22 protein-coding genes are annotated in these 25047 nt (G+C 69.8%); 2 read left to right on the forward strand and 20 right to left on the reverse strand.

Annotation, left to right across the window (positions count from 1 at the left end; translation table 11 throughout):
* Positions 1-45: 45 nt before the first annotated feature.
* The 6 genes from carB to pyrR form a co-directional block, all read right to left on the reverse strand.
* Positions 46-3354, reverse strand: coding sequence for a carbamoyl-phosphate synthase large subunit (carB, locus tag OG219_RS09130; protein WP_266824740.1), 3309 nt, complete (start codon positions 3352-3354; stop codon positions 46-48).
* Entirely contained in the window at positions 3347-4489 is a 1143-nt protein-coding gene (gene carA / locus OG219_RS09135) for a glutamine-hydrolyzing carbamoyl-phosphate synthase small subunit (RefSeq protein WP_266824742.1), read from the reverse strand. The genes carB and carA overlap by 8 nt, the downstream gene beginning before the upstream one ends.
* Positions 4486-5052, reverse strand: coding sequence for a hypothetical protein (locus OG219_RS09140; RefSeq protein ID WP_266824744.1), 567 nt, complete (start codon positions 5050-5052; stop codon positions 4486-4488). Before OG219_RS09140 ends, carA begins: the two co-directional genes overlap by 4 nt.
* The gene (locus OG219_RS09145; RefSeq protein WP_266824746.1) at positions 5049-6335 is read right to left on the reverse strand and encodes a dihydroorotase; all 1287 of its coding nucleotides are present in this window, start codon (positions 6333-6335) and stop codon (positions 5049-5051) included. Before OG219_RS09145 ends, OG219_RS09140 begins: the two co-directional genes overlap by 4 nt.
* 5 nt (positions 6336-6340) lie before the next feature.
* Positions 6341-7318, reverse strand: a complete 978-nt coding sequence (locus OG219_RS09150; protein ID WP_266824748.1) for an aspartate carbamoyltransferase catalytic subunit — start codon at positions 7316-7318, stop codon at positions 6341-6343.
* A gap of 86 nt (positions 7319-7404) precedes the next feature.
* Complete coding sequence (pyrR, locus tag OG219_RS09155) at positions 7405-7995, reverse strand: bifunctional pyr operon transcriptional regulator/uracil phosphoribosyltransferase PyrR (RefSeq protein WP_266467615.1); 591 nt, start codon at positions 7993-7995, stop codon at positions 7405-7407.
* A 254-nt stretch (positions 7996-8249) separates the two neighbouring features.
* Here pyrR and bldD point away from each other — a divergent pair, with 254 nt between their 5' ends.
* A complete protein-coding gene (bldD, locus tag OG219_RS09160; RefSeq protein ID WP_067366005.1) occupies positions 8250-8750 on the forward strand; it encodes a transcriptional regulator BldD in 501 nt (166 codons plus the stop codon).
* Between the two features lie 195 nt (positions 8751-8945).
* Here bldD and nusB read toward each other — a convergent pair whose 3' ends face one another.
* The 13 genes from nusB to OG219_RS09225 form a co-directional block, all read right to left on the reverse strand.
* On the reverse strand, positions 8946-9380 hold the full coding sequence (nusB, locus tag OG219_RS09165) for a transcription antitermination factor NusB (RefSeq protein WP_266467610.1): 435 nt from the start codon (positions 9378-9380) through the stop codon (positions 8946-8948).
* Between the two features lie 2 nt (positions 9381-9382).
* Positions 9383-9949 carry an elongation factor P gene (efp, locus tag OG219_RS09170; protein ID WP_266824751.1) on the reverse strand — a complete coding sequence of 189 codons (567 nt, stop codon included), beginning with the start codon at positions 9947-9949 and terminating at the stop codon, positions 9383-9385.
* Positions 9950-10008: 59 nt separating this feature from the next.
* Entirely contained in the window at positions 10009-11115 is a 1107-nt protein-coding gene (locus OG219_RS09175; RefSeq protein ID WP_266824753.1) for an aminopeptidase P family protein, read from the reverse strand.
* 72 nt (positions 11116-11187) lie between these two features.
* Positions 11188-12054, reverse strand: a complete 867-nt coding sequence (locus tag OG219_RS09180) for a Pro-rich N-terminal domain-containing protein (RefSeq protein ID WP_266824755.1) — start codon at positions 12052-12054, stop codon at positions 11188-11190.
* 249 nt (positions 12055-12303) lie between these two features.
* Complete coding sequence (aroB, locus tag OG219_RS09185; protein ID WP_266824757.1) at positions 12304-13395, reverse strand: 3-dehydroquinate synthase; 1092 nt, start codon at positions 13393-13395, stop codon at positions 12304-12306.
* Positions 13392-13907, reverse strand: coding sequence for a shikimate kinase (locus tag OG219_RS09190; protein ID WP_266824759.1), 516 nt, complete (start codon positions 13905-13907; stop codon positions 13392-13394). Before OG219_RS09190 ends, aroB begins: the two co-directional genes overlap by 4 nt.
* Positions 13904-15088 (reverse strand): chorismate synthase, encoded by a 1185-nt coding sequence (gene aroC / locus OG219_RS09195; RefSeq protein ID WP_266824761.1) that lies wholly within the window; start codon positions 15086-15088, stop codon positions 13904-13906. The genes OG219_RS09190 and aroC overlap by 4 nt, the downstream gene beginning before the upstream one ends.
* A 175-nt stretch (positions 15089-15263) precedes the next feature.
* On the reverse strand, positions 15264-16100 hold the full coding sequence (locus OG219_RS09200; protein WP_266824763.1) for a shikimate dehydrogenase: 837 nt from the start codon (positions 16098-16100) through the stop codon (positions 15264-15266).
* A complete protein-coding gene (mltG, locus tag OG219_RS09205) occupies positions 16097-17944 on the reverse strand; it encodes an endolytic transglycosylase MltG (RefSeq protein WP_266824766.1) in 1848 nt (615 codons plus the stop codon). The genes OG219_RS09200 and mltG overlap by 4 nt, the downstream gene beginning before the upstream one ends.
* 125 nt (positions 17945-18069) lie before the next feature.
* Entirely contained in the window at positions 18070-18534 is a 465-nt protein-coding gene (ruvX, locus tag OG219_RS09210; protein WP_266824769.1) for a Holliday junction resolvase RuvX, read from the reverse strand.
* Between the two features lie 11 nt (positions 18535-18545).
* On the reverse strand, positions 18546-21218 hold the full coding sequence (alaS, locus tag OG219_RS09215; RefSeq protein WP_266824771.1) for an alanine--tRNA ligase: 2673 nt from the start codon (positions 21216-21218) through the stop codon (positions 18546-18548).
* The gene (locus tag OG219_RS09220; RefSeq protein WP_266467579.1) at positions 21218-21556 is read right to left on the reverse strand and encodes a DUF6167 family protein; all 339 of its coding nucleotides are present in this window, start codon (positions 21554-21556) and stop codon (positions 21218-21220) included. The genes alaS and OG219_RS09220 overlap by 1 nt, the downstream gene beginning before the upstream one ends.
* 7 nt (positions 21557-21563) lie before the next feature.
* Entirely contained in the window at positions 21564-22007 is a 444-nt protein-coding gene (locus OG219_RS09225) for a DUF948 domain-containing protein (RefSeq protein WP_266467576.1), read from the reverse strand.
* A 161-nt stretch (positions 22008-22168) separates the two neighbouring features.
* Between OG219_RS09225 and OG219_RS09230 the strand changes: the two genes are divergently transcribed.
* Positions 22169-24328 (forward strand): AAA family ATPase, encoded by a 2160-nt coding sequence (locus OG219_RS09230; RefSeq protein WP_266824773.1) that lies wholly within the window; start codon positions 22169-22171, stop codon positions 24326-24328.
* A gap of 33 nt (positions 24329-24361) precedes the next feature.
* Here the strand turns inward: OG219_RS09230 and rpsD are convergent, their stop codons facing one another.
* Positions 24362-24976: a 30S ribosomal protein S4 gene (gene rpsD / locus OG219_RS09235; protein WP_043683972.1), complete on the reverse strand. Its 615-nt coding sequence runs from the start codon at positions 24974-24976 to the stop codon at positions 24362-24364.
* Positions 24977-25047: the final 71 nt, after the last annotated feature.

Raw genomic sequence — 25047 nt, forward strand, 5'->3', positions numbered from 1 at the left:
CTCATGAAGAGGGGGACACCGTTTCCGGTGTCCCCCTCAGGGCTGCTAGTCGCGGGCCGCGGTCAGATGCTCGGCGTGTTCCTGCAGTGAACGCACGCCCACGTCACCGCGGTTGAGCGCGTCGATGCCCTGGACGGCTGCGGCGAGCGCCTGGACCGTCGTCAGGCACGGAACGGACCGTGCCACGGCCGCCGTACGGATCTCGTAGCCGTCGAGGCGGCCGCCGGTGCCGTACGGGGTGTTGACGATGAGGTCGACCTGGCCGTCGTGGATGAGCTGGACGATGGTCTTCTCGCCGTTGGGGCCCTCGCCCTCACTCTGCTTGCGTACGACGGTGGCGTTGAGGCCGTTGCGCTTGAGCACCTCGGCCGTGCCGGAGGTGGCGAGCAACTCGAAGCCGTGGGCGACCAGTTCACGCGCGGGGAAGATCATCGAGCGCTTGTCGCGGTTGGCGACGGAGATGAAGGCGCGGCCCTTGGTCGGCAGCGGACCGTACGCGCCCGCCTGCGACTTGGCGTACGCCGTGCCGAACACCGAGTCGATGCCCATGACTTCACCGGTGGAGCGCATCTCCGGGCCGAGCACCGTGTCGACGCCACGTCCGTGGATGTCGCGGAATCGCGACCACGGCATGACGGCCTCCTTGACGGAGATCGGCGCGTCGAGCGGCAGCGTGCCGCCGTCGCCGTTCGCCGGGAGCAGGCCCTCGGCGCGCAGTTCGGCGACTGTCGCGCCCAGCGAGATACGGGCGGCGGCCTTCGCCAGCGGCACCGCGGTGGCCTTCGAGGTGAAGGGGACGGTGCGCGAGGCACGCGGGTTGGCTTCGAGGACGTACAGGATGTCCCCGGCCATCGCGAACTGGATGTTGATGAGTCCACGCACGCCAACACCCTTGGCGATGGCCTCGGTTGACGCCCGCAGCCGCTTGATGTCGAACCCGCCGAGCGTGATCGGCGGCAGCGCGCACGCCGAGTCGCCGGAGTGGATACCGGCCTCCTCGATGTGCTCCATGACGCCGCCGAGGTAGAGCTCCTCGCCGTCGTACAGCGCGTCGACGTCGATCTCGATCGCGTCGTCGAGGAACCGGTCGACCAGGACCGGACGGGAGGGGCTGATCTCGGTCGACTCGGCGATGTAGGAGGACAGCCGCGTCTCGTCGTACACGATCTCCATGCCGCGTCCGCCGAGCACGTACGAGGGCCGGACGAGGACGGGGTAGCCGATCTCGTCCGCGATGGCCTTGGCCTCGGCGAAGGTGGTGGCCGTGCCGTGCTTGGGAGCCGGGAGGCCGGCCTCCGCGAGGACCCGTCCGAAGGCGCCGCGGTCCTCGGCGGCGTGGATCGCCTCGGGCGAAGTGCCCACGATCGGAACGCCGTTGTCCTTGAGCGCCTGCGAAAGACCCAGCGGGGTCTGGCCGCCGAGCTGCACGATCACACCCGCGACCGGACCGGCCAGTGTCTCCGCGTGGACGATCTCCAGCACGTCTTCGAGCGTCAGCGGCTCGAAGTACAGGCGGTCGGAGGTGTCGTAGTCGGTCGAGACCGTTTCCGGGTTGCAGTTGACCATCACGGTCTCGTAGCCCGCGTCGCTCAGCGCGAAGGAGGCGTGGACGCAGGAGTAGTCGAACTCGATGCCCTGGCCGATGCGGTTGGGTCCTGAGCCCAGGATGATGACCGCGGGCTTCTCGCGTGGGGCGACCTCGGTCTCCTCGTCGTACGAGGAGTAGAAGTACGGCGTGTTGGCCGCGAACTCGGCGGCGCAGGTGTCGACCGTCTTGTAGACCGGGCGGATACCGAGCGCGTGCCGGACCTCGCGGACGACGTCCTCGCGCAGACCGCGGATCTCGGCGATCTGCGCGTCGGAGAAACCGTGCCGCTTGGCCTCCGCCAGCAGCGAGGGATCCAGCTTGTCGGCGGCGGCCAGCTCGTCCGCGGTCTCCTTGATCAGGAACAGCTGGTCCACGAACCACGGGTCGATCTTCGTCGACTCGAAGACCTCCTCGGGAGTGGCGCCCGCGCGGATGGCCTGCATGACGGAGTTGATACGCCCGTCGGTCGGCCGTACGGCCTCGGCCAGCAGTTCGGCCTTGTCACCGGGCTCGCCCACGAAGGTGAACTGGCTGCCCTTCTTCTCCAGCGACCGCAGTGCCTTCTGCAGCGCCTCGGTGAAGTTGCGGCCGATCGCCATGGCCTCGCCGACCGACTTCATGGTCGTGGTCAGCGTGGAGTCGGCGGACGGGAACTTCTCGAACGCGAACCGCGGGGCCTTCACGACGATGTAGTCGAGCGTCGGCTCGAAGGACGCCGGGGTCTTCTCCGTGATGTCGTTCGGGATCTCGTCGAGCGTGTAGCCGACGGCGAGCTTGGCGGCGATCTTGGCGATCGGGAAGCCGGTCGCCTTGGAGGCGAGGGCCGAGGAACGCGACACCCGCGGATTCATCTCGATGACGATGATCCGGCCGTCGTCCGGGTTCACCGCGAACTGGATGTTGCAGCCGCCGGTGTCGACGCCGACCTCGCGGATGATCGCGATGCCGATGTCGCGCAGGCGCTGGTACTCGCGGTCGGTCAGCGTCATCGAGGGCGCGACGGTGATCGAGTCGCCGGTGTGCACGCCCATCGGGTCGAAGTTCTCGATGGAGCAGACGACCACGACGTTGTCGTTCTTGTCGCGCATCAGCTCCAGCTCGTACTCCTTCCAGCCGAGGATGGACTCCTCCAGGAGCACCTCGGTGGTCGGCGAGAGCGTGAGGCCCTGGCCCGCGATGCGGCGCAGCTCCTCCTCGTCGTGCGCGAAACCGGAACCGGCGCCGCCCATGGTGAACGAGGGACGGACGACGACGGGGTAACCGCCGAGCGTCTCAACACCGCCCAGGACGTCGTCCATGGAGTGGCAGATCACGGATGCGGCGGACTCGCCGTGCCCGATCTTCGCGCGGACGGCCTCGACGACCCCCTTGAAGAGGTCGCGGTCCTCGCCCTTGTTGATCGCCTCGACGTTGGCGCCGATCAGCTCGACACCGTACTTCTCCAGGACACCCTGCTCGTGCATGGAGATGGCGGTGTTCAGCGCCGTCTGGCCGCCCAGGGTGGGCAGCAGGGCGTCCGGCCGCTCCTTGGCGATGATCTTCTCGACGAACTCCGGGGTGATCGGCTCGACGTACGTGGCGTCGGCGATCTCCGGGTCGGTCATGATCGTCGCCGGGTTGGAGTTGACCAGGATGACCCGCAGGCCCTCGGCGCGCAGGATGCGGCACGCCTGGGTGCCTGAGTAGTCGAACTCGGCGGCCTGGCCGATGACGATCGGGCCGGAGCCGATGACCAGGACGGACTGGATATCGGTGCGCTTAGGCACGCTGGCCCTCCATGAGCTCTACGAAGCGGTCGAACAGGTAGGCCGCGTCGTGCGGGCCCGCCGCCGCCTCGGGGTGGTACTGGACGCTGAAGGCCGGCTGGTCGAGCAGCTGAAGCCCCTCGACGACCTGGTCGTTCAGGCAGACGTGGGAGACCTCGGCGCGGCCGTAGGGGGTGTCGGACACCTTGTCGAGCGGCGCGTCGACGGCGAAGCCGTGGTTGTGCGCGGTGACCTCGACCTTGCCGGTCGTACGGTCCTGCACCGGCTGGTTGATGCCGCGGTGGCCGTACTTCAGCTTGTACGTGCCGAAGCCGAGCGCGCGGCCGAGGATCTGGTTGCCGAAGCAGATGCCGAAGAGCGGGGTCCTGCGCGCCAGCACTTCCCGCATGACGGCGACCGGGCCGTCGGCGGTCGCCGGGTCACCCGGACCGTTCGAGAAGAACACCCCGTCGGGGTTCACGGCGAAGACGTCCTCGGCCGTGGCCGTCGCGGGCAGCACATGCACCTCGATGCCGCGCTCGGCCATGCGGTGCGGGGTCATGCCCTTGATGCCCAGGTCGACGGCGGCGACGGTGTACTTCTTCACGCCGATCGCGGGGACGACGTACGACTCCTTGGTGGCGACCTCGGCGGCGAGGTTCGCGCCCTTCATCTCGGGCGCCTGCCGCACCTCGGCGAGCATGGTGCCCTCGTCGGGCAGCGCGTTGCCGGAGAAGATGCCGACGCGCATGGCGCCGCGCTCACGCAGGTGCCGGGTCAGGGCACGCGTGTCGATGCCGCTGATGCCGACGACACCCTGGTTGCGCAGTTCCTCGTCCAGCGAGCGCCGGGAGCGCCAGTTGGAGGGCACGCGCGCGGGGTCCCGTACGACGTAACCGGCGACCCAGATCCGCTTCGACTCGGGGTCCTCGTCGTTGACGCCGGTGTTGCCGACGTGCGGGGAGGTCATCACGACGACCTGGCGGTGGTACGACGGGTCGGTGAGGGTCTCCTGGTAGCCGGTCATGCCGGTGGAGAACACCGCTTCGCCGAAGGTCTCCCCCACGGCCCCGTAGGCACGGCCGCGGAAGATGCGGCCGTCCTCCAGGACGAGTACGGCGGGAACCTTCGCGGCTCCCCGGGTGGAGGTCGTCATCGTGCGCCTTCCGTTTCCGTCGTGTTGATCATCTGGGTCAGGGTCTCGACCCATTGGTTGTGCTCTGCCGCGCGGTCGGAGCGGAAACCCGAGTCGATCAGCCTGTCGCCGTGCGCCCAGGTGACGACGAGCAGGCCGCCCTCGGTGAGGACCTTGCCCGCGATGCCCTTGTCGAGCCGGGCTTCGCGGAGCTGCGCGGCCGGGACGAAGAAGTCGGCCGCTCCGGGGCGTACGACGTCAAGGCCCGCGTCCGTCAGCGTGAGCTCGACCCTGCTGCGGGTGCCCAGGCCGTGCGCCACGATGCGGTCCAGCCACTGCCCGGCGGTGGTGGAGCCGTGGTAGCGACCGGTCAGCTCAAGTCTCACCGGACCGGGCTCGGACGGCGCGGTGGGCAGCTCCGGCAGGTCGCCCTGGAGGGTGCCGCGCCACTTCCAGCCCTCGCGCATCAGCCAGTAGAGGAGCGCGACGAAGAGGGCGAGGCCGACGAGCCAGCCGACGCGGGCGGCCCAGTCGGTCACTTCCGCCGACTTCTGTTCGGCGGCGATCATCATCTGAGGTGTCACGCGAGCTTCCCGTCCACGAGGGTGGCCTTGCCCCGGAGCCAGGTGTGCGTGACACGGCCCGGCAGCTCACGGCCCTCGTAGGGGGTGTTGCGGCTGCGTGAGGCGAAGCCCGCGGGGTCCACGGCCCCACGGTATTCCGTGTCGACCAGCGTGAGGTTGGCGGGCTCACCTGCCGAGACGGGACGGCCGTGACCCTTCGCCTGGCCGATCTCGGCGGGCTTGGCCGACATGCGGTCGGCGACGCCGGCCCAGTCGAGCAGGCCGGTCTCCACCATCGTCTGCTGCACGACGGACAGCGCGGTCTCGAGCCCCACCATGCCCATGGCGGCCGCGGCCCACTCGCAGTCCTTGTCCTCGTGCGGGTGCGGGGCGTGGTCGGTGGCGACGATGTCGATCGTGCCGTCGGCGAGCGCCTCGCGCAGGGCCAGCACGTCACGCTCGGTGCGCAGCGGCGGGTTGACCTTGTAGACCGGGTTGTACGTGCGCGCCAGCTCGTCGGTGAGGAGCAGGTGGTGCGGGGTCACCTCGGCGGTGACGTCGATGCCGCGGGACTTGGCCCAGCGGACGATCTCGACGGACCCGGCGGTCGAGAGGTGGCAGATGTGGACGCGGGACCCGACGTGCTCGGCGAGCAGGACGTCCCGGGCGATGATCGATTCTTCGGCCACCGCCGGCCATCCCCCGAGCCCCAGCTCGGCGGAGACGACGCCCTCGTTCATCTGGGCGCCCTCGGTCAGCCGCGGCTCCTGCGCGTGCTGCGCGACGACCCCGCCGAACGCCTTCACGTACTCCAGCGCCCGGCGCATGATCACCGCGTCGTCCACGCACTTGCCGTCGTCCGAGAAGACCGTGACCCCGGCCGCGGACTCGTGCATGGCGCCCAGCTCGGCGAGCTTCTTGCCCTCCAGGCCGACGGTGACGGCGCCGATGGGCTGCACATCGCAGTAGCCGTGCTCCTGGCCGAGCCGGTAGACCTGCTCGACGACACCGGCGGTGTCGGCGACGGGGAAGGTGTTGGCCATGGCGAACACGGAGGTGTAACCACCGCTCGCCGCCGCCCGCGTGCCGGTCAGAACGGTCTCGGAGTCCTCGCGGCCCGGCTCACGCAGATGGGTGTGCAGATCGACGAGCCCGGGCAGCAGCACCCTGCCCTCGGCCTCGACGACCTCCGCGCCCTCGTCGGAAAGTCCCGTACCGACCGCCTCGATGACCGAGCCGTCGATGAGTACGTCCTGCGGCTCGCCGCCGAGCACCCGCGCACCACGGATAAGGATCTTGCTCATGGTTCTTACTTCTCCTCGGTACGGGTGTGGGTGACGGCGGGCTCGTTGCCGCCAAGGAGCAGATAGAGGACGGCCATCCGGATCGAGACACCGTTGGCGACCTGCTCGACGACCGTGCAGCGGTCCGAGTCGGCGACCTCGGCGGTGATCTCCATGCCGCGGACCATCGGGCCGGGGTGCATCACGATGGCGTGCTCGGGCATCCGCGCCATGCGGTCGCCGTCGAGGCCGTAGCGCCGCGAGTACTCACGCTCGGTCGGGAAGAACGCCGCGTTCATCCGCTCGCGCTGCACGCGCAGCAGCATCACGGCGTCGGACTTGGAGAGCGTGCTGTCGAGGTCGTACGAAACCTCGCAGGGCCACGCCTCGACGCCGACCGGCACCAGGGTGGGCGGGGCGACGAGGGTGACCTCGGCGCCGAGCGTGTGCAGCAGGTCGACATTGGAGCGGGCGACGCGGCTGTGCAGGATGTCGCCGACGAGGGTGATCCGCTTGCCGGCCAGGTCCTGCCCTATCCCCGCGTCCCGGCCGACGAGCCGGCGCCGCATGGTGAAGGCGTCGAGCAGGGCCTGGGTGGGGTGCTGGTGGGTGCCGTCACCGGCGTTGATGACGGCCGCGTCGATCCAACCGGAGGTCGCGAGCCGGTAGGGGGCTCCGGAGGCGCCGTGCCGGATGACGACGGCGTCGACGCCCATGGCTTCGAGGGTCTGGGCGGTGTCCTTGAGGGACTCGCCCTTGGAGACGCTCGACCCCTTGGCGGTGAAGTTGATGACGTCCGCGGAGAGGCGCTTCTCGGCGGCCTCGAAGGAGATCCGGGTACGCGTCGAGTCCTCGAAGAAGAGGTTGACGACGGTGCGGCCGCGCAGGGTCGGCAGCTTTTTGATCGGCCGGTCGGCGACCCGGGCCATCTCCTCGGCGGTGTCGAGGATCAGGACGGCGTCGTCGCGGGTGAGGTCGGCGGCCGAGATGAGATGACGCTGCATCTTTCAGGCTCCGTAAGGCAGTTCAGGTCGGGAGAATCCGGGCATGCAAGCGCGCAGGTGCGCACTCAGGGGCGTACGGCTGAGTGCTACTGCTGCTCGCCCGTGGAGGTCCGCTTCGCGCCGAGCAGCACGGTGTCGCGACCGTCCTCCTCGGCGAGCTGGACCTTGACCGTCTCCCGCAACGACGTGGGGAGGTTCTTGCCGACGTAGTCGGCGCGGATGGGCAGTTCGCGGTGGCCGCGGTCGACGAGGACCGCGAGCTGCACGGCGCGCGGGCGGCCGATGTCGTTCAGCGCGTCGAGCGCCGCGCGGATGGTGCGGCCGGAGAAGAGCACGTCGTCGACCAGGACGACCAGGCGGCCGTCGATGCCGTCACCGGGAATCTCGGTGCGGGCCAGCGCACGCGGCGGATGCATGCGCAGGTCGTCGCGGTACATGGTGATGTCGAGCGAGCCGACCGGGATCTTGCGGCCGGTGATCTCCGCCAGCTTCACGGCGAGCCTCCGGGCGAGGAAGACGCCCCGGGTCGGGATGCCGAGAAGTACCACGTCGTCGGCGCCCTTGGCGCGCTCGACGATCTCGTGGGCGATGCGGGTCAACACCCGCGCGATGTCGGGGCCTTCGAGAACCGGCCGCGCATCGGCTTCGTATTGCTGCTTGTCATGCTCGGTGTCCATATGAAAACGGACCTCCTTCTCCGCCTCACGGGACGGATCATTAAAGGACGTCGGAATTGCGCCATCCACGCTACCAGCCCGGCAACGCGCCTGATCACCCCCCTTCAAGCCACCGCCGGCGACTCCCACCAAAGGGTCGGTCCGAACCATTCGGCTTGACGGGGGAGAGTAACGCTGCGTAACCTCACAGTGAGTCACCAGAGTCACCAGCCGCGCGGCCGAGCCGCACGTTGATACAGCGTCCGGGGAGCTATATGTCCAGCGAATACGCCAAACAGCTCGGGGCCAAGCTCCGGGCCATCCGCACCCAGCAGGGCCTTTCCCTCCACGGCGTCGAGGAGAAGTCCCAGGGACGCTGGAAGGCGGTCGTGGTCGGTTCGTACGAGCGCGGCGACCGCGCCGTCACCGTGCAGCGCCTTGCCGAGCTCGCGGACTTCTACGGGGTTCCGGTGCAGGAGCTGCTGCCGGGCACCACTCCGGGCGGGGCCGCCGAGCCGCCGCCGAAGCTGGTCCTGGACCTCGAGCGCCTGGCCCACGTGCCGGCCGAGAAGGCGGGCCCCCTGCAGCGCTACGCCGCGACGATCCAGTCGCAGCGCGGTGACTACAACGGCAAGGTGCTGTCGATCCGCCAGGACGACCTGCGCACCCTCGCCGTCATCTACGACCAGTCGCCCTCGGTCCTCACCGAGCAGCTGATCAGCTGGGGCGTCCTGGACGCCGACGCGCGCCGCGCGGTCTCCCACGACGAGGGCTGATCCCAACCAGCACTTCAGCAGAAACGTGCCGCCGGGGTGGCCGGAACACATCGTTCCGGCCACCCCGGCGGCTTTCTGCGGCCCTCGGAGCCTTCCCGGGTACCGGAACGCCGGAGGGCCCGCAGCAGACGTGCTGCGGGCCCTCCGGCGTTTTCGTGGCTTTCGCTCGCCGTCACGTACGTCTCGGGGCGCGTCCTAGGACTCGTCCCGGCGGAGCGACGGCTTCAGGTCCTTGAACCGGCCGAGGAGGCCGTTCACGAACGCGGGCGAGTCGTCCGTGGAGAACTCCTTCGCCAACTGCACCGCCTCGTCGAGCACCACGGCATCCGGGGTCTCGTCGACCCAGATCAGCTCGTAGGCACCGAGGCGCAGGATGTTGCGGTCCACGACCGGCATCCTGTCCAGCGTCCAGCCGACGGCGTACTGCGCGATCAGGTCGTCGATCCGGCGCACCTTGGTGGCGTACCCCTCGACCAACTGCATCGTGTATTCGCTCACCGGCGGCTGCCGGGTGTCGGTCCGGGAATGCCGGATCCAGTCCGCGAGGACCGTCAGGACGTCCACATCGCGCTGGTCGCCCTCGAAGAGGATCTGGAAGGCGCGCTTGCGGGCCGTGTTGCGGGCAGCCACGGTTAGCTGTTCACCCGGCCGAGGTAGTCGCTCGTGCGGGTGTCGACCTTGATCTTCTCACCGGTGGTGATGAAGAGCGGCACGTTGATCTGGTGGCCGGTCTCCAGGGTGGCGGGCTTGGTGCCACCGGTGGAGCGGTCGCCCTGGACACCGGGCTCGGTCTCCTGGATCACGAGCTCGACGGCGGCCGGCAGCTCGACGAAGAGCACCGAACCCTCATGCTGCGCGACGGTGGCCGTGAAGCCCTCGATCAGGAAGTTGGCGGCATCGCCGACGGACTTGCGGTCGACCATCAGCTGGTCGTACGTGTCCATGTCCATGAAGACGAAGTACTCGCCGTCCATGTACGAGAACTGCATGTCGCGCTTGTCGATCGTGGCCGTCTCGACCTTGACGCCGGCGTTGAACGTCTTGTCGACGACCTTGCCGGAGAGCACGTTCTTCAGCTTGGTGCGCACGAAGGCCGGGCCCTTGCCGGGCTTGACGTGCTGGAACTCGACGACGGACCAGAGCTGGCCTCCGTCGAGCTTGAGCACCAGGCCGTTCTTGAGGTCGTTCGTGGAAGCCACGGTTGCGGAATCTCCTGGACTGACGTGGACGACCCCGGGGCACGCACACAGCTCAGAGGCTAGAGCGCGAGCAGTTCCTTGGTCGTAATGGTGAGTAGCTCGGGTCCGCCGTCCGCCTCGGGGCGTACGACGAGCGTGTCATCGATCCGGACACCGCCCCGGCCCGGGAGGTGGACCCCCGGTTCGACGGTGACCGGCACGCAAGCGTCCAGTTTACCCATGGCCGCGGGGGCCAGCTGCGGGTCCTCGTCGATTTCGAGCCCCACACCGTGCCCGGTCAGCGGAGGAAGGCCTTCCGTGTACCCCGCGGAGTCGAGTACCTGGCGGGCCGCGCGGTCCACGTCACGGTAGGCGGCGCCGGGTGCCAGCGCCTCGCGTCCGGCGCGCTGGGCGGCGAAGACGAGGTCGTACAGCTCGATCTGCCAGTCGGCCGGTGAGGTCCCGATCACGAACGTACGGCCGATCTCACAGCGGTAGCCGCGGTAGGTCGCACCGAGGCAGACGGAAAGGAAATCTCCTTCTTCGACCCGCCGGTCGGTGGGCCGGTGTCCACGGCGTCCCGAGTTCGGCCCGGTGCCGACCGAGGTCGCGAAGGCCGGGCCGTCCGCGCCGTGGTCGACGAGGCGCCGCTCCAGTTCGAGCGCGAGATGGCGCTCGGTCCGGCCCACGAGGATCGATTCGAGGAGCTCGCCCAAGGCCTGGTCGGCGATCTCGGCGCCGATCCGCAGACAGGAGATCTCCTCCTCGTCCTTGATCACCCGTAGCTGCTCCACCGCACCGCCCAGGTCGGCGAGGCGCAGCCGCGGCGCGACCGAACCGATCGCACGGTGCCGGGTGACGGTCAGGTGGTGCTCCTCGACGGCGAGGGACTCGGCGCCCTGCGCGAGGGCCACGTCGGCCGCGGCGACGGCCGGATCACCGCCGGGGCCCGGCAGGGCCTGCACCCGCAGCGCCTCGTCCGGACGTCCCTCTTCGGCCTCGCCGCTCGGGGGGCCGCCGCAGAGCAGCAGATCCTCACCCCTGCCGAGCAGGAGGACGGCGCCGTGCGGGGCCGCGCCGGCGAGATACCTCACATTGGCAGGGCGGGTGACGAGCGCCGTAGCGCTGCCGCCGGCCGTACAACGCTCCCGGAGCCGCTCTCGGCGGGCCGCGTACACCTCTGACATGAATCGAGCGTACGAGCGGTGGCGGGATGGCGCCGGTTCAGCGGGGCTGGACGGGCGGCGGGCCGGTCCGGACTACCACTGGGGCGGGCTGGCGATCGACCGCGCGAGCACGTCGTCCAGGACACGGGCGGTGGTCGGTACGTCCAGCTGCGAGTTGTCGATGATGGGGAGCCCCGAGCCGTACCAGCCGGCCATCCGGCCGTGGATACGGGCGACTTCCTCGTCGGTGAGGCGGCGGTTTCCGGAGCGCTCGGCGTTGCGCTCCAGGACTATCTCCAGGCCCGGCAGCAGGACGACGGGCAGCAGCCCAGGCCCGACGTGCCGCTTCCAGCCGCCGAGGCCGACGACCGGTCGGTCCGGGAACACGGCGTCGTCGAGGATGCAGGAGATGCCGTTGGCGAGGAAGTTCCGCGCGGCGAATCCGCAGGTGCGGCGGGCCAGGCGGTACTGCGCCTCCGAATGGTCGTTCCACCCCGACTGAGGGTCGGCGAAGCCCGAGCGGACCCATTCGCGTACGTCGTCGAGGCTGATGTGGGCGGTGGGCACCCGGCGGTGGTCGGCCCAGTACTTGGCGACGCTGGTCTTCCCGGCGCCCGCGGGGCCGATGAGCAGGATGGCGAGCGTGGTGGACGTGGGGTCGGCCTGGCCGGCGGCGGGCGGCGCGCTCGGCCTGGCGACCGGTCCGCCCGGGGGCAGCTGCACATGGCCGGTGGTGTCCGGCGTGGGCGGCACGGGGGCGTGCTGCGGGGGCGCATGCTGCGGTACGTGCGAGTGGGGCGCCGCGTGTCCTGGCGGCGGGCCGGTGAAACCGGGGGCGGGCGGGGGCGGGGGGACGGGACCCGGGTGTCCGGGCTGCGGTCCGGCCGGCGACCAGCCGGCGCCCGGTCCCTGCCCCGGCTGCTGGGGCGGCGGCAGCGGAGCCCCCACTGCGTGCTGCATCCGGTGCCACTCCGTCTCGTGATCTTTGGCTCGTTCGCCGCCGGGACGCCTCGGTCGCGGCAGGCGATTGGGGCTGGCGAGCGAGGCTCGAGGCCCGCTCGCTACCGAACGGTACCTTCCCCGGCCGCCGTTGTGTGAACGGCCGGGGAAGGTGCGAAGTGCCCGTCGACCGGGGGCAAACCGGGCCAAGTGCGGGCTCGTTGGACGTTGCGTTCTTAAGTCACGCCGCAGCGAGCCGCCGATCCGCGCCTACTCCCCGACTTCGCCGTACGCGGCGAGGAGGACGGCCGGGTCGGGGCCCTCCAGGACGGTCGGCTTGGCGAGCCCGTCGAGGACGATGAAGCGCAGCAGGTTGCCGCGGGACTTCTTGTCGAGCTTCATGTTCTCCAGGAGCTTGGGCCACTGGTCGTGGCGGTAGCTCAGCGGGAGGCCGACGGATTCCAGGATCGTGCGGTGACGGTCGGCGGTCTCGTCGTCCAGCCGGCCCGCCAGACGGCCGAGTTCGGCGGCGAAGTGCATGCCGACGGCGACGGCCGCGCCGTGCCGCCACTTGTAGCGCTCGTTCTTCTCGATCGCGTGCGCGAGGGTGTGGCCGTAGTTGAGGATCTCCCGCAGCCCGGACTCCTTGAGGTCGCCGGAGACGACCTCGGCCTTGACCTTGATGGACCGCTCGATCAGCTCGGCGGTGTGCGGTCCCGCGGGCGTACGGGCCGCCTCGGGGTCCTCCTCGATGAGTTCGAGGATCACCGGGTCGGCGATGAAACCGGCCTTGATGATCTCCGCGAGCCCGGACACGAAGTCGTTGACCGGCAGCGAGTCGAGGGCGGCCAGGTCGCAGAGCACTCCGGCCGGCGGGTGGAAGGAGCCGACGAGGTTCTTGCCCTCCGCGGTGTTGATGCCGGTCTTGCCGCCCACCGCCGCGTCCACCATGGCAAGCACGGTGGTGGGGACGACGATCCAGCGCACCCCGCGCAGCCAGGTCGCCGCCACGAAACCGGCCAGGTCGGTGGTGGCGCCGCCGCCGACGCCCACGATGACGTCGCTGCGGGTGAAACCGGACTGGCCGAGCGCCTTCCAGCAGTAGGCGGCGACCTCGGCGGTCTTGGCCTCCTCGGCGTTCGGCACCTGGATGGCGACGGCCTCGTAACCCTGCTCGCCCAGGTCGGCGCAGAGCGCCTCGCCGGTGTCGGCGAGCGCCTCGGGGTGGATGACCGCGACGCGCTGCGCCTTGTCACCGATCAACCCGCCGAGCTCACCGAGGAGTTGACGGCCGACCAGCACCTCGTAGGGGTCGGTGCCCGCGGTGCCGCCGACCTGGATACGGGTCACTGCCTCGCTCATGCTTCCTTCAACTCCAGTGCGTCGAGGACCGCTTGGGCGACCTCTTCGGGGGTGCGGTCGTCGGTGGCCACGACCGCCCGGGCGACTTCGGTGTAGAGGTGGCGGCGCGCTTCCATCAGGTCACGCCACTGGCGGCGCGGGTTGACGGCCAACAGCGGCCTCGCCGCGTTCAGGCCGGTGCGCTTGACCGCCTCCTCGACGTCCATCGAGAGGTACACGACCTGGTGTCCGGCGAGCAGGGCGCGCGTCTCCTCGTCGAGGATCGAGCCACCGCCGAGCGCCAGGACACCGTCGTGCTCGGCCAGCGCCCGGTGCACCGCCCGCTTCTCGATCGCGCGGAAGGCCGGCTCGCCCTCGTCGACGAAGATGTCGGCGATGGTGCGGCCCTCGGCGGCCACGATGTCCTCGTCGGTGTCCCGGTAGGCGCACCCGAGCCGCTCGGCGACCAGCGCGCCGACCGTGGACTTGCCGACACCCATCGGGCCGACGAGGACGATCCGCGGAGGGGTCACCGCACGACCAGGTTCTCGAGGTAGCCGCGCACGTTGCGGCGCGTCTCCGGGACGCTGTCGCCGGCGAACTTCTCCGCCACCGCGTCCGCCAGGACCAGCGCCACCATCGCCTCGGCGACGATCCCGGCCGCCGGGACCGCGCACACGTCGGAACGCTGGTGATGCGCCTTGGCGGCCTCGCCGGTCGCCACATCGATGGTCGCCAGCGCGCGGGGCACGGTCGCGATCGGCTTCATCGCGGCGCGTACGCGCAGCAGTTCACCGGTGGTCAGACCGCCCTCAGTACCGCCGGAGCGACCGGAGGTGCGCCGGATGCCGTCCTCGGTGTGGACGATCTCGTCGTGCGCCTGCGAGCCCGGCACCCGCGCCAGCTCGAAGCCGTCGCCGACCTCGACGCCCTTGATGGCCTGGATGCCCATGAGCGCGGCCGCCAGCCGGGCGTCGAGGCGCCGGTCCCAGTGCACGTGCGAGCCGAGGCCCACGGGCACGCCGTACGCCAGCACCTCGACCACGCCACCGAGCGTGTCGCCGTCCTTGTGGGCCTGGTCGATCTCCGCGACCATCGCCTTCGACGCGTCGGCGTCCAGGCAGCGCACCGGGTCGGCGTCGAGCTTCTCGACGTCGGAGGGCTTGGGGTAGACGCCGTACGGAGCCTTCGCCGCGGCCAGCTCGACGACGTGCGAAACGATCTCGATCCCGGCCGTCTCCTTCAGGTAGGAGCGGGCCACCGCGCCCAGCGCCACACGCGCCGCGGTTTCGCGGGCGGAGGCACGCTCCAGGATCGGCCTGGCCTCGTCGAAGCCGTACTTCTGCATGCCCGCGAGGTCCGCGTGACCGGGCCGGGGCCGGGTCAGCGGCGCGTTGCGGGCCACACCGGCGAGGATCGCCGGGTCGACCGGGTCGGCGGCCATGACCTGGTCCCACTTGGGCCACTCGGTGTTGCCGACCATGATCGCGATCGGCGATCCGAGGGTGAGCCCGTGGCGTACGCCGCCCAGGAAGGTGACCTCGTCGCGCTCGAATTTCATCCGGGCACCGCGTCCATAGCCGAGCCGCCGCCGGGCCAGGTGGTCCGCCACCATGTCCGTGGTGATCGGCACGCCGGCGGGAAGTCCCTCCAGCGTCGCGACAAGTGCGGGTCCGTGGGACTCCCCCGCGGTCAGCCAGCGCAACCTGCTCAACGGTGCTCCTCATGCTCGCGCCCTGTACTGCTGCTGCGTACGCGCGTCCTCGCGTACGGCGACGGCGCGACCGGGTGCGCGGCCCTGGCCCGCCACCTCCGATCCTCCCACGTCCACGTATGAGAACCGGCCACAGGTCCATCAGGCGGACGGACGCGGCCGGGTCGGAAACGTGTCAGTGGGCGGCGAGGGCGTGTTCGCCGGCCTTCCGCATGGCGTCGAGCGGCGCAGGGGCGCGGCCGGTCATCTGCTCGACCTGGAGCACCGCCTGGTGCACCAGCAGGTCGAGTCCGCTGACCACCGCACCGCCGTAGGCGGACCAGCGTGCCGCGAGCTCGGTCGGCCACGGGTCGTACAGCACGTCGAACAGGGTGGTGGCCCGTTCGGGAATGGCCGCGGCCAGCGCGTCCGTCGTGCCCGCCGGGGTCGTGGCGATCACGAGCGGCGCGTGCAGCGCCTGCGCGGCGTCCGCCCAGTCCTGGATCCTCACCTCCACGTCGAGCCGCTCGCCCCACTGCCGCATCTCGGCGGCACGCTCCGCGCTTCGGACGTACGCGACGACCTCGCCGGTGCAGATCCGTGCGAGCGCGGCCAGCGCGGACGACGCCGTGGCGCCCGCTCCGAGGATCGCGGCGGAGTCGACCTGCTCGATGCCCCGTTCGCGCAGGGCGGCGACCATCCCGGGGATGTCGGTGTTGTCGCCGAGGCGCCGCCCGTCCTCGGTGAACACGACCGTGTTGACCGCCTCGACGGAGGCCGCCGTCTCGCTGATCCCGTCGAGCAGCGGAATGACGGCCCGCTTGAGCGGCATGGTCAGCGACAGCCCCGCCCACTCCGGTCCCAGTTGCCCGAAGAACCCGGGCAACGCCTCCTCGTCGACGTCGAAACGGTCGTACGACCAGTCACCGAGGCCGAGTTCCTCGTAGGCGGCGCGGTGCAGCACCGGGGAGAGGGAATGGGCGATCGGGGAACCGAGTACGGCGGCTCGGCGCTGGCTGTCGGTACCGCTCATTCGTCCTTCAGTTCTTCGAGGTACTTCTCGCGGTTGGCGTTCTGCTCTTCGTTCGTCTCCGCGAAGAGCGTCTTGTCCGCGCTGATCGATACGAAGTAGTACCAGTTTCCCTTGGCGGGCTTGAGTGCTGCCTGAATCGCCTCTTCGCCGGGATTACTGATGGGCCCGGGGGGCAAACCCCTGATCTTGTACGTGTTGTAGGGGTCGTCGATCTTCCGCAGGTCGTCGACCGAACCGGTTGCCAGCTTGGACTCGCCCTTCAGGTAGTTCACCGTCGAGTCGAAGTCGAGCAGGCCGTAGGTCTCGGTGTTGTCCGGCTTCAGGCGGTTGTAGACGACCGTCGCGACCTTTTCGAAGTCGTGCTTGTACTTGCCTTCCTTCTGGACGAGGCTCGCCACCGTGAGGAGCTGCAGCGGGTCTTCGAGGTCCAGAGCCTTGGCCTTCGACTGGAGGCCGAAGTCGGTGTACTTCTCGTTGGCGAGGTCGACCATCTGCTTCAGGACGTCCTTGGGCTTCATGCCCTTGGACACCGCGTAGCTGGAGGGGTAGAGGAATCCTTCCAGCGGGTCCTTGATGTCCTTGTCCGTGTTCGCCCAGTCCGGAAGACCGAGGGTCTCCCATTCCTTGTCGGCGACTCCCTCGGTCGTGCCCGACTTGATTTCGAGGCGTTTGTCGATCATCGCGTAGATCTCGGCGTTGCGCTTGCCTTCGGCAATGATCAGGTTGTCGCGACTGCTCGGGCTGAGCATCATTGCGACAGCGCTTTCCCCGGACATTTCCTTCTTGAGCGTGTAGACACCCGCCTGGATGGAATTCCCCTTGGGATTCTGCGACTGCGCAGCGACAAAAGCGTCGACACTCTTGACGACACCGGCATCCTTCAATGCCTGCCCGATCGCATAACCGCCGGAGCCCTTGGCAATGGTGACGTTCACGGTCGCGCTGGTGCCGTCCCCGGCGTAGTCGGGCGCCGCGCCGAAACGATTCTGATAGAACTGGTACCCGAAATAGCCGACTCCGCCGAGCCCGCCTCCGAAGACCAGCACGACCACCAGACAGGCACACCCGCTGCGGCGTTTCTTGCCGCCCTTGCCGCCGCGCCCCTTCTTGTCACCGCGTCCACCGCGGCCCTTCGGATCGTCGTCGTCCGAGTCGTCGTCATCGTCGCCGCCCCCGGCGAAGAAGGCGTGCTCGCCCTGATCGGGTCCGGGATCCCAGTCGGTCTTCGGCTCGGGCTCGGCACGACGGCGGGCCGGCGGCTCGGGGGGCGGGTAGGCGTCGGGGGTGCCGTACTGGTCGGGCTGCTGACCGCCGTACGCGACGGGCTGACCCCCGTAGGGGTCGGCCGGGTCGGCGGCGTAAGGAACCTGCTGCTGGTGCGCTCCGGTACCCCAGCCGCTGTTGTCGTACTGCTGCTGGCCCTGACCGCCGTACTGCTGCTGCCCCTGATCGACGTACTGCTGCTGACCTTGACCGGTGTACTGCTGCTGGCCCTGGCCGGGGTACTGCTGCTGACCTTGACCGCCGTACTGCTGCTGGCCCTGATCGGCATAGTGCTGCTGCGCCTGGTCGACGTACGGCTGCTGGCTCTGTCCAGGGAACTGCTGGTGACCCTGGCCTTGATACTGCTGCTGCTCCTGACCGTACGCACCCTGCTGACCGGTGGCCCAGTCGCCGTACTGCTGGTGCTGCTGCTGTTGTTGCGGCTGCTGCGGATAGTGCTGCGGCTGGCCGCCGTAGGGGGACTGGCCGTCGTCGGCCTGTCCTCCCCATCCGTCGTCCCCGAACAACGGGTCCTCCGGATGCCACGGTTCGGAGCCTTGGCCCCGGCCATACTCAGTCATTGATCCCCTAGAGCCGCGAGGCGGCGGCCGCACGGCGCTTGTGGCACCGCCTCCGTTCCGCCTCTTCTGCTGTGCGGCGGCTGTTCGAACACCGCCGCATCGCGCGGAACGTTACCGTATCGCGATCAGATGACCACTTCGACGCCCTCGCCCGGAGATTTACCCGACACCCGTTCGGACTCCAAGGCCTGCTGAAGGATAATCACGGCGGCGGCCTGGTCAATAACGGACCGGCCCTTCTTGGACTTCACGCCCGAGGCGCGCAAGCCCTGACTGGCCGTCACCGTGGTCATCCGCTCGTCCACCAGCCGCACCGGAACGGGAGCGATGCCCTGGGCGAGGTCCTGGGCGAAGGCGCGGACCTTGACCGCGGCCGGGCCCTCGCCCCCCTTGAGGGAGCGAGGTAGACCGACGATCACCTCGATGGGTTCGTACTCCTCGACGAGCTGCTTCAACCGGCGCTGCGCGGCGGGGACATCGCGCCCGGGAACCGTCTCGACCGGAGTCGCGAGGATCCCGTCGGGGTCGCACGAGGCGACCCCGATACGGGCGTCCCCGACGTCGATCGCGAGACGACGTCCTCTGCGCATGTCCACGGGCCCTACTTGGCCGTCTCGGCGACGAGCCGCTCGACCGCGTCGACGGCCTCGCCGATGGCGGCCGGGTTCTGGCCGCCGCCCTGGGCGACGTCCGGCTTGCCGCCACCGCCGCCGCCGAGGGTCTTGGCGGCCGTACGGACCAGATCGCCGGCCTTGAGGCCGCGCTCGCGGGCGGCTTCGTTGGTGGCGATGACCGTGAGCGGCTTGCCGTTGGCGGTCGTGAAGAGGGCGACCACGGCGGCCCGTCCGCCCTGGATGCGGCCGCGCACGTCGAGGACCAGCTTGCGCAGGTCGTCGGCGCTGGTGCCGTCCGGGACCTGGCCGGTGACGAGAGCGACACCGCGTACGTCCTTGGCGGAGTCGACGAGACCGCCGGCGGCCTGGAGGACCTTCTCCGCGCGGAACTTCTCGATCTCCTTCTCGGCGTCCTTCAGCTTGCCGAGCATGGCGGAGATCTTCTCCGGAAGCTCCTCGGGACGGCCCTTGACCAGCTCCTGGAGCTGGGCGACGACCGTGTGCTCGCGGGCGAGGAAGTTGTACGCGTCCACGCCGACGAGGGCTTCGATGCGGCGTACGCCGGAGCCGATGGACGACTCGCCGAGCAGCTTGACCAGGCCGAGCTGGGCAGTGTTGTGGACGTGCGTGCCGCCGCACAGCTCCTTGGAGAAGTCGCCGATGGTGACGACGCGGACGCGCTCGCCGTACTTCTCGCCGAACTCGGCGATGGCGCCCTGCTTCTTGGCCTCGTCGAGGCTGAGGATCTCGGCGTGCACGTCCAGGTCGCGGGCGAGCACCTCGTTGATCTGCTGCTCGACGTCGGTCATCACCGTGTGCGGTACGGCGGCCGGGGAGCCGAAGTCGAAGCGGAAGCGGCCGGGCTGGTTCTCGGAACCGGCCTGGGCGGCCGTCGGGCCGAGGGCGTCGCGCAGGGCCTGGTGGGTCAGGTGCGTGGCCGAGTGGGCGCGGGCGATGGACTTGCGGCGATGGGCGTCGATGGAGGCCTGGGCCTTGGCTCCGACGGTGACCTCGCCGACCTGGACGACGCCCTTGTGGACGTAGACCCCCGGGACCGGCTTCTGGCAGTCGCGGACCTCGACGACGGCACCGGTGTCGAGCCTGATGCGCCCGGTGTCGCCGATCTGGCCGCCGCCCTCGGCGTAGAACGGGGTGCGGTCCAGGACGATCTCGACCTCGTCGCCCTCGGTGGCGGCGGGTGAGGAGGCGCCGTCGACCAGGATGCCGACGATCGTCGACTCGCCCTCGGTCCGGTCGTAGCCGATGAAGTCGGTCTCACCGGCGGCGTCGGCGATCTGGCGGTAGGCGCCGAGGTCGGCATGGCCGGTCTTCTTGGCCCGGGCGTCGGCCTTGGCTTTGTCCCGCTGCTCCTTCATCAGGCGGCGGAAGCCGTCCTCGTCCACGGAAAGGCCCTGTTCGGCGGCCATTTCGAGGGTGAGGTCGATCGGGAAGCCCCAGGTGTCGTGGAGCAGGAAGGCCTTGTCGCCGGGCAGCACCTTGCCGCCGGCGGCCTTGGTGTCCGTGACAGCGGTGTCGAGGATGTTCGTGCCGGCCTTCAGGGTCTTGACGAAGGCGGCCTCCTCGGCGAGGGCAACGGTCTCGATGCGCTTGCGGTCGGAAACCAGCTCCGGGTACTGCTGGCCCATCATCTCGATGACGACGTCGACGAGGTCCTGCACGACCGGGCCACTGGCTCCGAGCAGCCGCATGTTGCGGATGGCGCGGCGCATGATGCGGCGCAGCACATAGCCGCGGCCCTCGTTGCCGGGGCTCACGCCGTCGCCGATGAGCATGACGGAGGTGCGCATGTGGTCGGTGACCACGCGCAGCGAGACGTCGGAGTCCGGGGCCGCGCCGTACTCGACGCCGGTGAGCTCGGTGGCCTTCTTGATGACGGCCATCGAGGTGTCGATCTCGTACAGGTTCTGCACGTCCTGCAGGATCATGGCGAGACGTTCGAGGCCGAGGCCTGTGTCGATGTTCTTGCTGGGCAGGTCGCCGAGGATCTCGAAGTCCTCCTTCGAGGTGCCCTCGCCGCGCTCGTACTGCATGAAGACGAGGTTCCAGATCTCCACGTACCGCTCGTCGTTGACGGCCGGGCCGCCCTCGACGCCGAACTCGGGGCCGCGGTCGTAGTTGATCTCGGAACACGGGCCGCAGGGGCCGGGGACGCCCATGGACCAGTAGTTGTCCTTCTTGCCGAGGCGCTGGATGCGCTCGGCCGGGACGCCGATCTTGTCGCGCCAGATGGACTCGGCCTCGTCGTCGTCGAGGTAGACCGTGATCCACAGACGCTCGGGGTCGAGCCCGTAACCACCCTTGTCCTGGGGCGAGGTGAGCAGCTCCCAGGCGTAGGTGATGGCACCTTCCTTGAAGTAGTCGCCGAAGGAGAAGTTGCCGCACATCTGGAAGAACGTGCCGTGGCGGGTGGTCTTGCCGACCTCTTCGATGTCGGGCGTCCGCACGCACTTCTGCACGCTCGTGGCGCGCGACCACGGCGGCTTGACCTCGCCGAGGAAGTACGGCTTGAAGGGGACCATGCCCGCGGGGACCAGGAGCAGAGTCGGGTCGTCCGCGATGAGCGACGCCGAGGGGACGACGGTGTGACCGCGCTCCTCGTAGAAGCTCAACCAGCGGCGGCGAATCTCGGCCGACTCCATCAGTGGTCCTCATTCCGGTTGTACGAGTACGTCGACCTCTCGACGTACTTCGGGTTGTTGCGGTTCTCGATCGCGGCGTGGCGTCGCTGGCCCGGGAGTTCGTGGTCGACGGGTGCGTTAAGGCCGAGCACCTCGTCGAGTTCGGCCTCCCGCTGGACCATTCCGTCGCGGACGTCGAGCGCGAAGTCCTTGAGCCGGTGGCCCGCGTCGATCGCCTTGTTCGCGGCCTGCGCCGCGAGGCTTTCGGGGGTCAGCTGCTTGAGCTTGCGATTGACTTTGGTGGTGGCCCACACACCGGCGGCTGCGCCCGCGGTGAACCAGAACGTACGGCGGAACATCGCTGCGTCAGTCCTTCTTCCGCTTTCCCCGTCGTGCGGACGGGACGGTGCGGCCCACGATCACGGTACGTCGGGACGCCTTGGGGGGCTCGTTCTCACGGCGGCCTCCGATGGCCCGGCGCACGCCGTAGCCGAACGCCGCGACCTTGACCAGGGGGCCGCCGAAGGTGGAGGCGACCGTGGTGGACAGCGCCGACGCGTTCGACGTGACCTCCTGGACGTCCGAGGCGATGGCGTCGACGCGGTCGATCTGGGTCTGTGCGGAGCGCACCGCCGAGGAGGCGTCGGCCAGCAGCGGGACGGCCTGGTCGGTCACGTCCGCCACGAGCTTGGTGGTCGCCCTGAGCGTCTGGGCCAGCCTCGCCAGCGCGACGGCGAGAAAGGAGACCAGGATCGCCCAGAAGACGGCCACCAGGATCCCGGCCACCTCTCCACCGGACACTGTGTGCACCCGCTCCCTGGTATGTGCATTGAACATCGGAAACCAAAAATTCAGTTTCCCGAGCCTATCGCGCCGGGGCCGCCGGTCCGTACCGCATTACCTCCGCCCGGCGCCAGAGTTGTGCGAAGCGATTGTACGGACCGCTTACAGGTCAGTACGCTCCGTGTTCCATGCGAGGCTCTCAGCGCTCCGACCGTTCACCGCTCGGCAATCTGCCCCTGGAACTCAACGCGTTCGTGGGCCGCTCGACCGAACTGGCGCGGCTCGCAGAGACCCTGGAGACGGCCCGCCTGGTGACCGTGACGGGCATGGGAGGCGTCGGCAAGTCACGGTTCGCGGCGCGTGCCGCGGCTCGGACCGAGGTCCGCGACGGGACTTGGCGGGTGGAACTGTCCGCGGTGCGCGAGCCGGACCTCGTCGAGCACGCGGTCGTCGCGGCCCTCAGCCTGACGGACCAGACGTCGAAACCGCCGCGCCAGGTCCTTGTCGACCATCTAGCCGAGCGCCAACTCCTGCTGGTCCTCGACGGGTTCGAGCACCTGGTGGACGTGTGCGCCTCCCTGGTGGCCGAGCTGCTCAGGTGTGCGCCGGGGCTGCGGGTACTGGCCGTGGGGCGCAGGCCGCTGGACGTCGAGGGCGAGTTGCTGTTCCCGCTGGCGCCGCTGGCCGAGCGGGAGGCGGCTGAGCTGTTCGAGAACCGGGCGGCGGCCCGGGTGCCGGGGTTCGCGCTGGACGACGGCAACCGGTCCGACGTACGGGAGCTGTGCCGGCGCCTCGACGGGATCCCGCTCGCCGTCGAGCTGGCGGCGGGGCGGCTGAGCGCCCTCTCCCCCGCGCAGTTGCTGTCCCGCCTGGAGGACCGCTTCCGGTTGCTGACGGGCGGGGGGCGCGACGCGCTGCCGCGGCATCAGACCCTGCGTACGGCGATCGGCTGGAGCCATGAACTGTGCACGCGCGAGGAGCGGCTGCTGTGGTCGCGCCTGTCGGTCTTCGCGGGGCAGTTCGACCTGGAGGCCGTCGAGTACGTGTGCAGCGGCGAAGGGCTGCACACCGACGACGTGCTCGACGTTCTGGGCGAGCTGCTCGCCCAGTCCGTGCTGTCCCGCGAGGAGACGGCGGCGGGCGTGCGCTACCGGATGCTGGACACGGTCCGGGCATACGGCGCCGACTGGCTGGAGGCCACGGGCGACGCGCCACGGCTGCGGCGTCGCCACCGCGACTGGTACATGGGCCTGGCCACCTGGTGCGAGCTGGACTGGTTCTCGCCGAGGCAGGGCGAGGTCGCCGCACGCGTCGAGACGGAGCTGCCGAATCTGCGCGGCGCCCTTGAGCACTGCCTGACCGAGCCGGGTGAGGCGCATCTTGGCCAGTACCTCGCGGGCACCCTCTGGTTCTACTGGGTCGGCTGCGGCCGGCTGTCGGAGGGGCGGCACTGGCTGGAGCGAGGCGTCGAACTCGAAAGCGATCGCGATCAGTCACGGCTCAAGGCGCTGTGGGTGCTTGGCTATGTGGCGGTTCTGCAGGGCGACATCGTGCCCGCCCTGACCGCCCTCCAGGAGTGCCGCGAGGAGGCGGACCGTACCGGCAATCCCACGGCCGTGGCGTACGCCGAGCACCGCACCGGCTGCCTTGCCCTGGTCACGGACGACATGCCGCGCGCCGAATCCCTGCTGCGCTCGGCCCTTGACCGCTACCACCGGATCGGCGAGCTCAACAGCAACGTACTGATGGGCCAGGTCGAGCTGGCGATGGCCCTGGCGTTCCAGGGGGATCTGCCCGGCGCGCTGAAGCTGTGCGAGGACGTCCGCCGGGTGTGCGAGGACCACGGGGAACGCTGGGCGCTGGCGTACGCCCTGTACGTCCTGGCGTACGGGGCTCAGGCAGGGGGCGACCAGGCGCGGGCCCGGCATCTCCTGGAGGAGGGCATCGGCATCGGCCATGCCTTCAACGATCTGCTCGGCACGGTCCTCGCGATCGAGCTGCTCGCGCTGGTCACCACAGCGGAGGGCGATCCGGCGGAGGCCGCGCTGCTGCAGGGGGCGGCGTCCCGGATGTGGCCGTCGGTGGGTCTGCCGCTGTTCGGCTCGGCGTACTACAACGCCCCGCACGAGCGGTGCGAGGCGCGTGCCCGAGAGCAGCTGGGTGACGAGCGGTACGAGGAGTGCGTACGGGAGGGTGCGGGCCTCGGGCAGGAGGCGACGGTGGCGCGGGCGCTGGGGCGGGCCGGGGCGCGGCCGCTCGGTGCGCTGCCGGCGCCGCGCGGGCTGCCTCCGGACATGCGGAAGCCCGCCGTCTCGCCCACCTCGAAGGGCGGGGAGACGACGGGCTGACGCGCAGGTGGTGCTACGTCCGCTGAGAGGTGATCAGCGGGCGTAGTACTCGACGACGAGCTGCTCGTCGCAGATCACCGGGATCTCCTTGCGGTTCGGCTCGCGGTCCAGGCGGAACGCCAGGGCGCCGAGGTTCACCTGGAGGTAGCGCGGGGTCTCGCCGTCGGGGGCGAACCCACCGGCGCGGGAGACCTCGAACAGCGTCTTGCTGCGGCTGCGCTCGCGGACCATGACGACGTCGTCGGGCTTGACGCGGAACGACGGCTTGTCGACCTTGCCGCCGTTGACCTCGATGTGGCCGTGGACGACCATCTGGCGGGCCTGGTAGATCGTGCGGGCGATGCCCGAACGCAAGACCAGCGCGTCGAGACGGCGCTCGAGCTCGATGATCAGGGCCTCACCGGTCTTGCCCTGGACCTTGGAGGCACGCTCGTAGGCGCGGACGAGCTGGCGCTCGGACACGTCGTACTGCGCGCGCAGACGCTGCTTCTCGAGCAGACGGACCTTGTAGTCCGAGTTCTGCTTACGGCCACGGCCGTGCTCGCCCGGCGGGTAGGGGCGGGCCTCGAAGTACTTGACGGCCTTCGGGGTCAGCGCGATGCCGAGGGCACGCGACTTCTTGACCTTGGGGCGGGACTGATTCGCCACTGTTTCTCTTTCCTGGGTTTCGGCTCACCAGAGTTAAGGGAGGTCGCATCCGCAGCCTGGGAAACCCTGCG

The organism is Streptomyces sp. NBC_00038 (assembly GCF_026343635.1).
GTDB lineage: Bacteria > Actinomycetota > Actinomycetes > Streptomycetales > Streptomycetaceae > Streptomyces.

Bases quoted from the DNA above. Each gene is read 5' to 3' on its own strand.
- carA (WP_266824742.1), bottom strand. From the start codon at position 4,489: ATGACGACCTCCACCCGGGGAGCCGCGAAGGTTCCCGCCGTACTCGTC.
- OG219_RS09145 (WP_266824746.1), bottom strand. From the start codon at position 6,335: ATGAGCAAGATCCTTATCCGTGGTGCGCGGGTGCTCGGCGGCGAGCCG.
- OG219_RS09150 (WP_266824748.1), bottom strand. From the start codon at position 7,318: ATGCAGCGTCATCTCATCTCGGCCGCCGACCTCACCCGCGACGACGCC.
- pyrR (WP_266467615.1), bottom strand. From the start codon at position 7,995: ATGGACACCGAGCATGACAAGCAGCAATACGAAGCCGATGCGCGGCCG.
- bldD (WP_067366005.1), top strand. From the start codon at position 8,250: ATGTCCAGCGAATACGCCAAACAGCTCGGGGCCAAGCTCCGGGCCATC.
- OG219_RS09175 (WP_266824753.1), bottom strand. From the start codon at position 11,115: ATGTCAGAGGTGTACGCGGCCCGCCGAGAGCGGCTCCGGGAGCGTTGT.
- OG219_RS09180 (WP_266824755.1), bottom strand. From the start codon at position 12,054: ATGCAGCACGCAGTGGGGGCTCCGCTGCCGCCGCCCCAGCAGCCGGGG.
- aroB (WP_266824757.1), bottom strand. From the start codon at position 13,395: ATGAGCGAGGCAGTGACCCGTATCCAGGTCGGCGGCACCGCGGGCACC.
- OG219_RS09200 (WP_266824763.1), bottom strand. From the start codon at position 16,100: ATGAGCGGTACCGACAGCCAGCGCCGAGCCGCCGTACTCGGTTCCCCG.
- mltG (WP_266824766.1), bottom strand. From the start codon at position 17,944: ATGACTGAGTATGGCCGGGGCCAAGGCTCCGAACCGTGGCATCCGGAG.
- ruvX (WP_266824769.1), bottom strand. From the start codon at position 18,534: ATGCGCAGAGGACGTCGTCTCGCGATCGACGTCGGGGACGCCCGTATC.
- alaS (WP_266824771.1), bottom strand. From the start codon at position 21,218: ATGGAGTCGGCCGAGATTCGCCGCCGCTGGTTGAGCTTCTACGAGGAG.
- OG219_RS09220 (WP_266467579.1), bottom strand. From the start codon at position 21,556: ATGTTCCGCCGTACGTTCTGGTTCACCGCGGGCGCAGCCGCCGGTGTG.
- OG219_RS09230 (WP_266824773.1), top strand. From the start codon at position 22,169: ATGCGAGGCTCTCAGCGCTCCGACCGTTCACCGCTCGGCAATCTGCCC.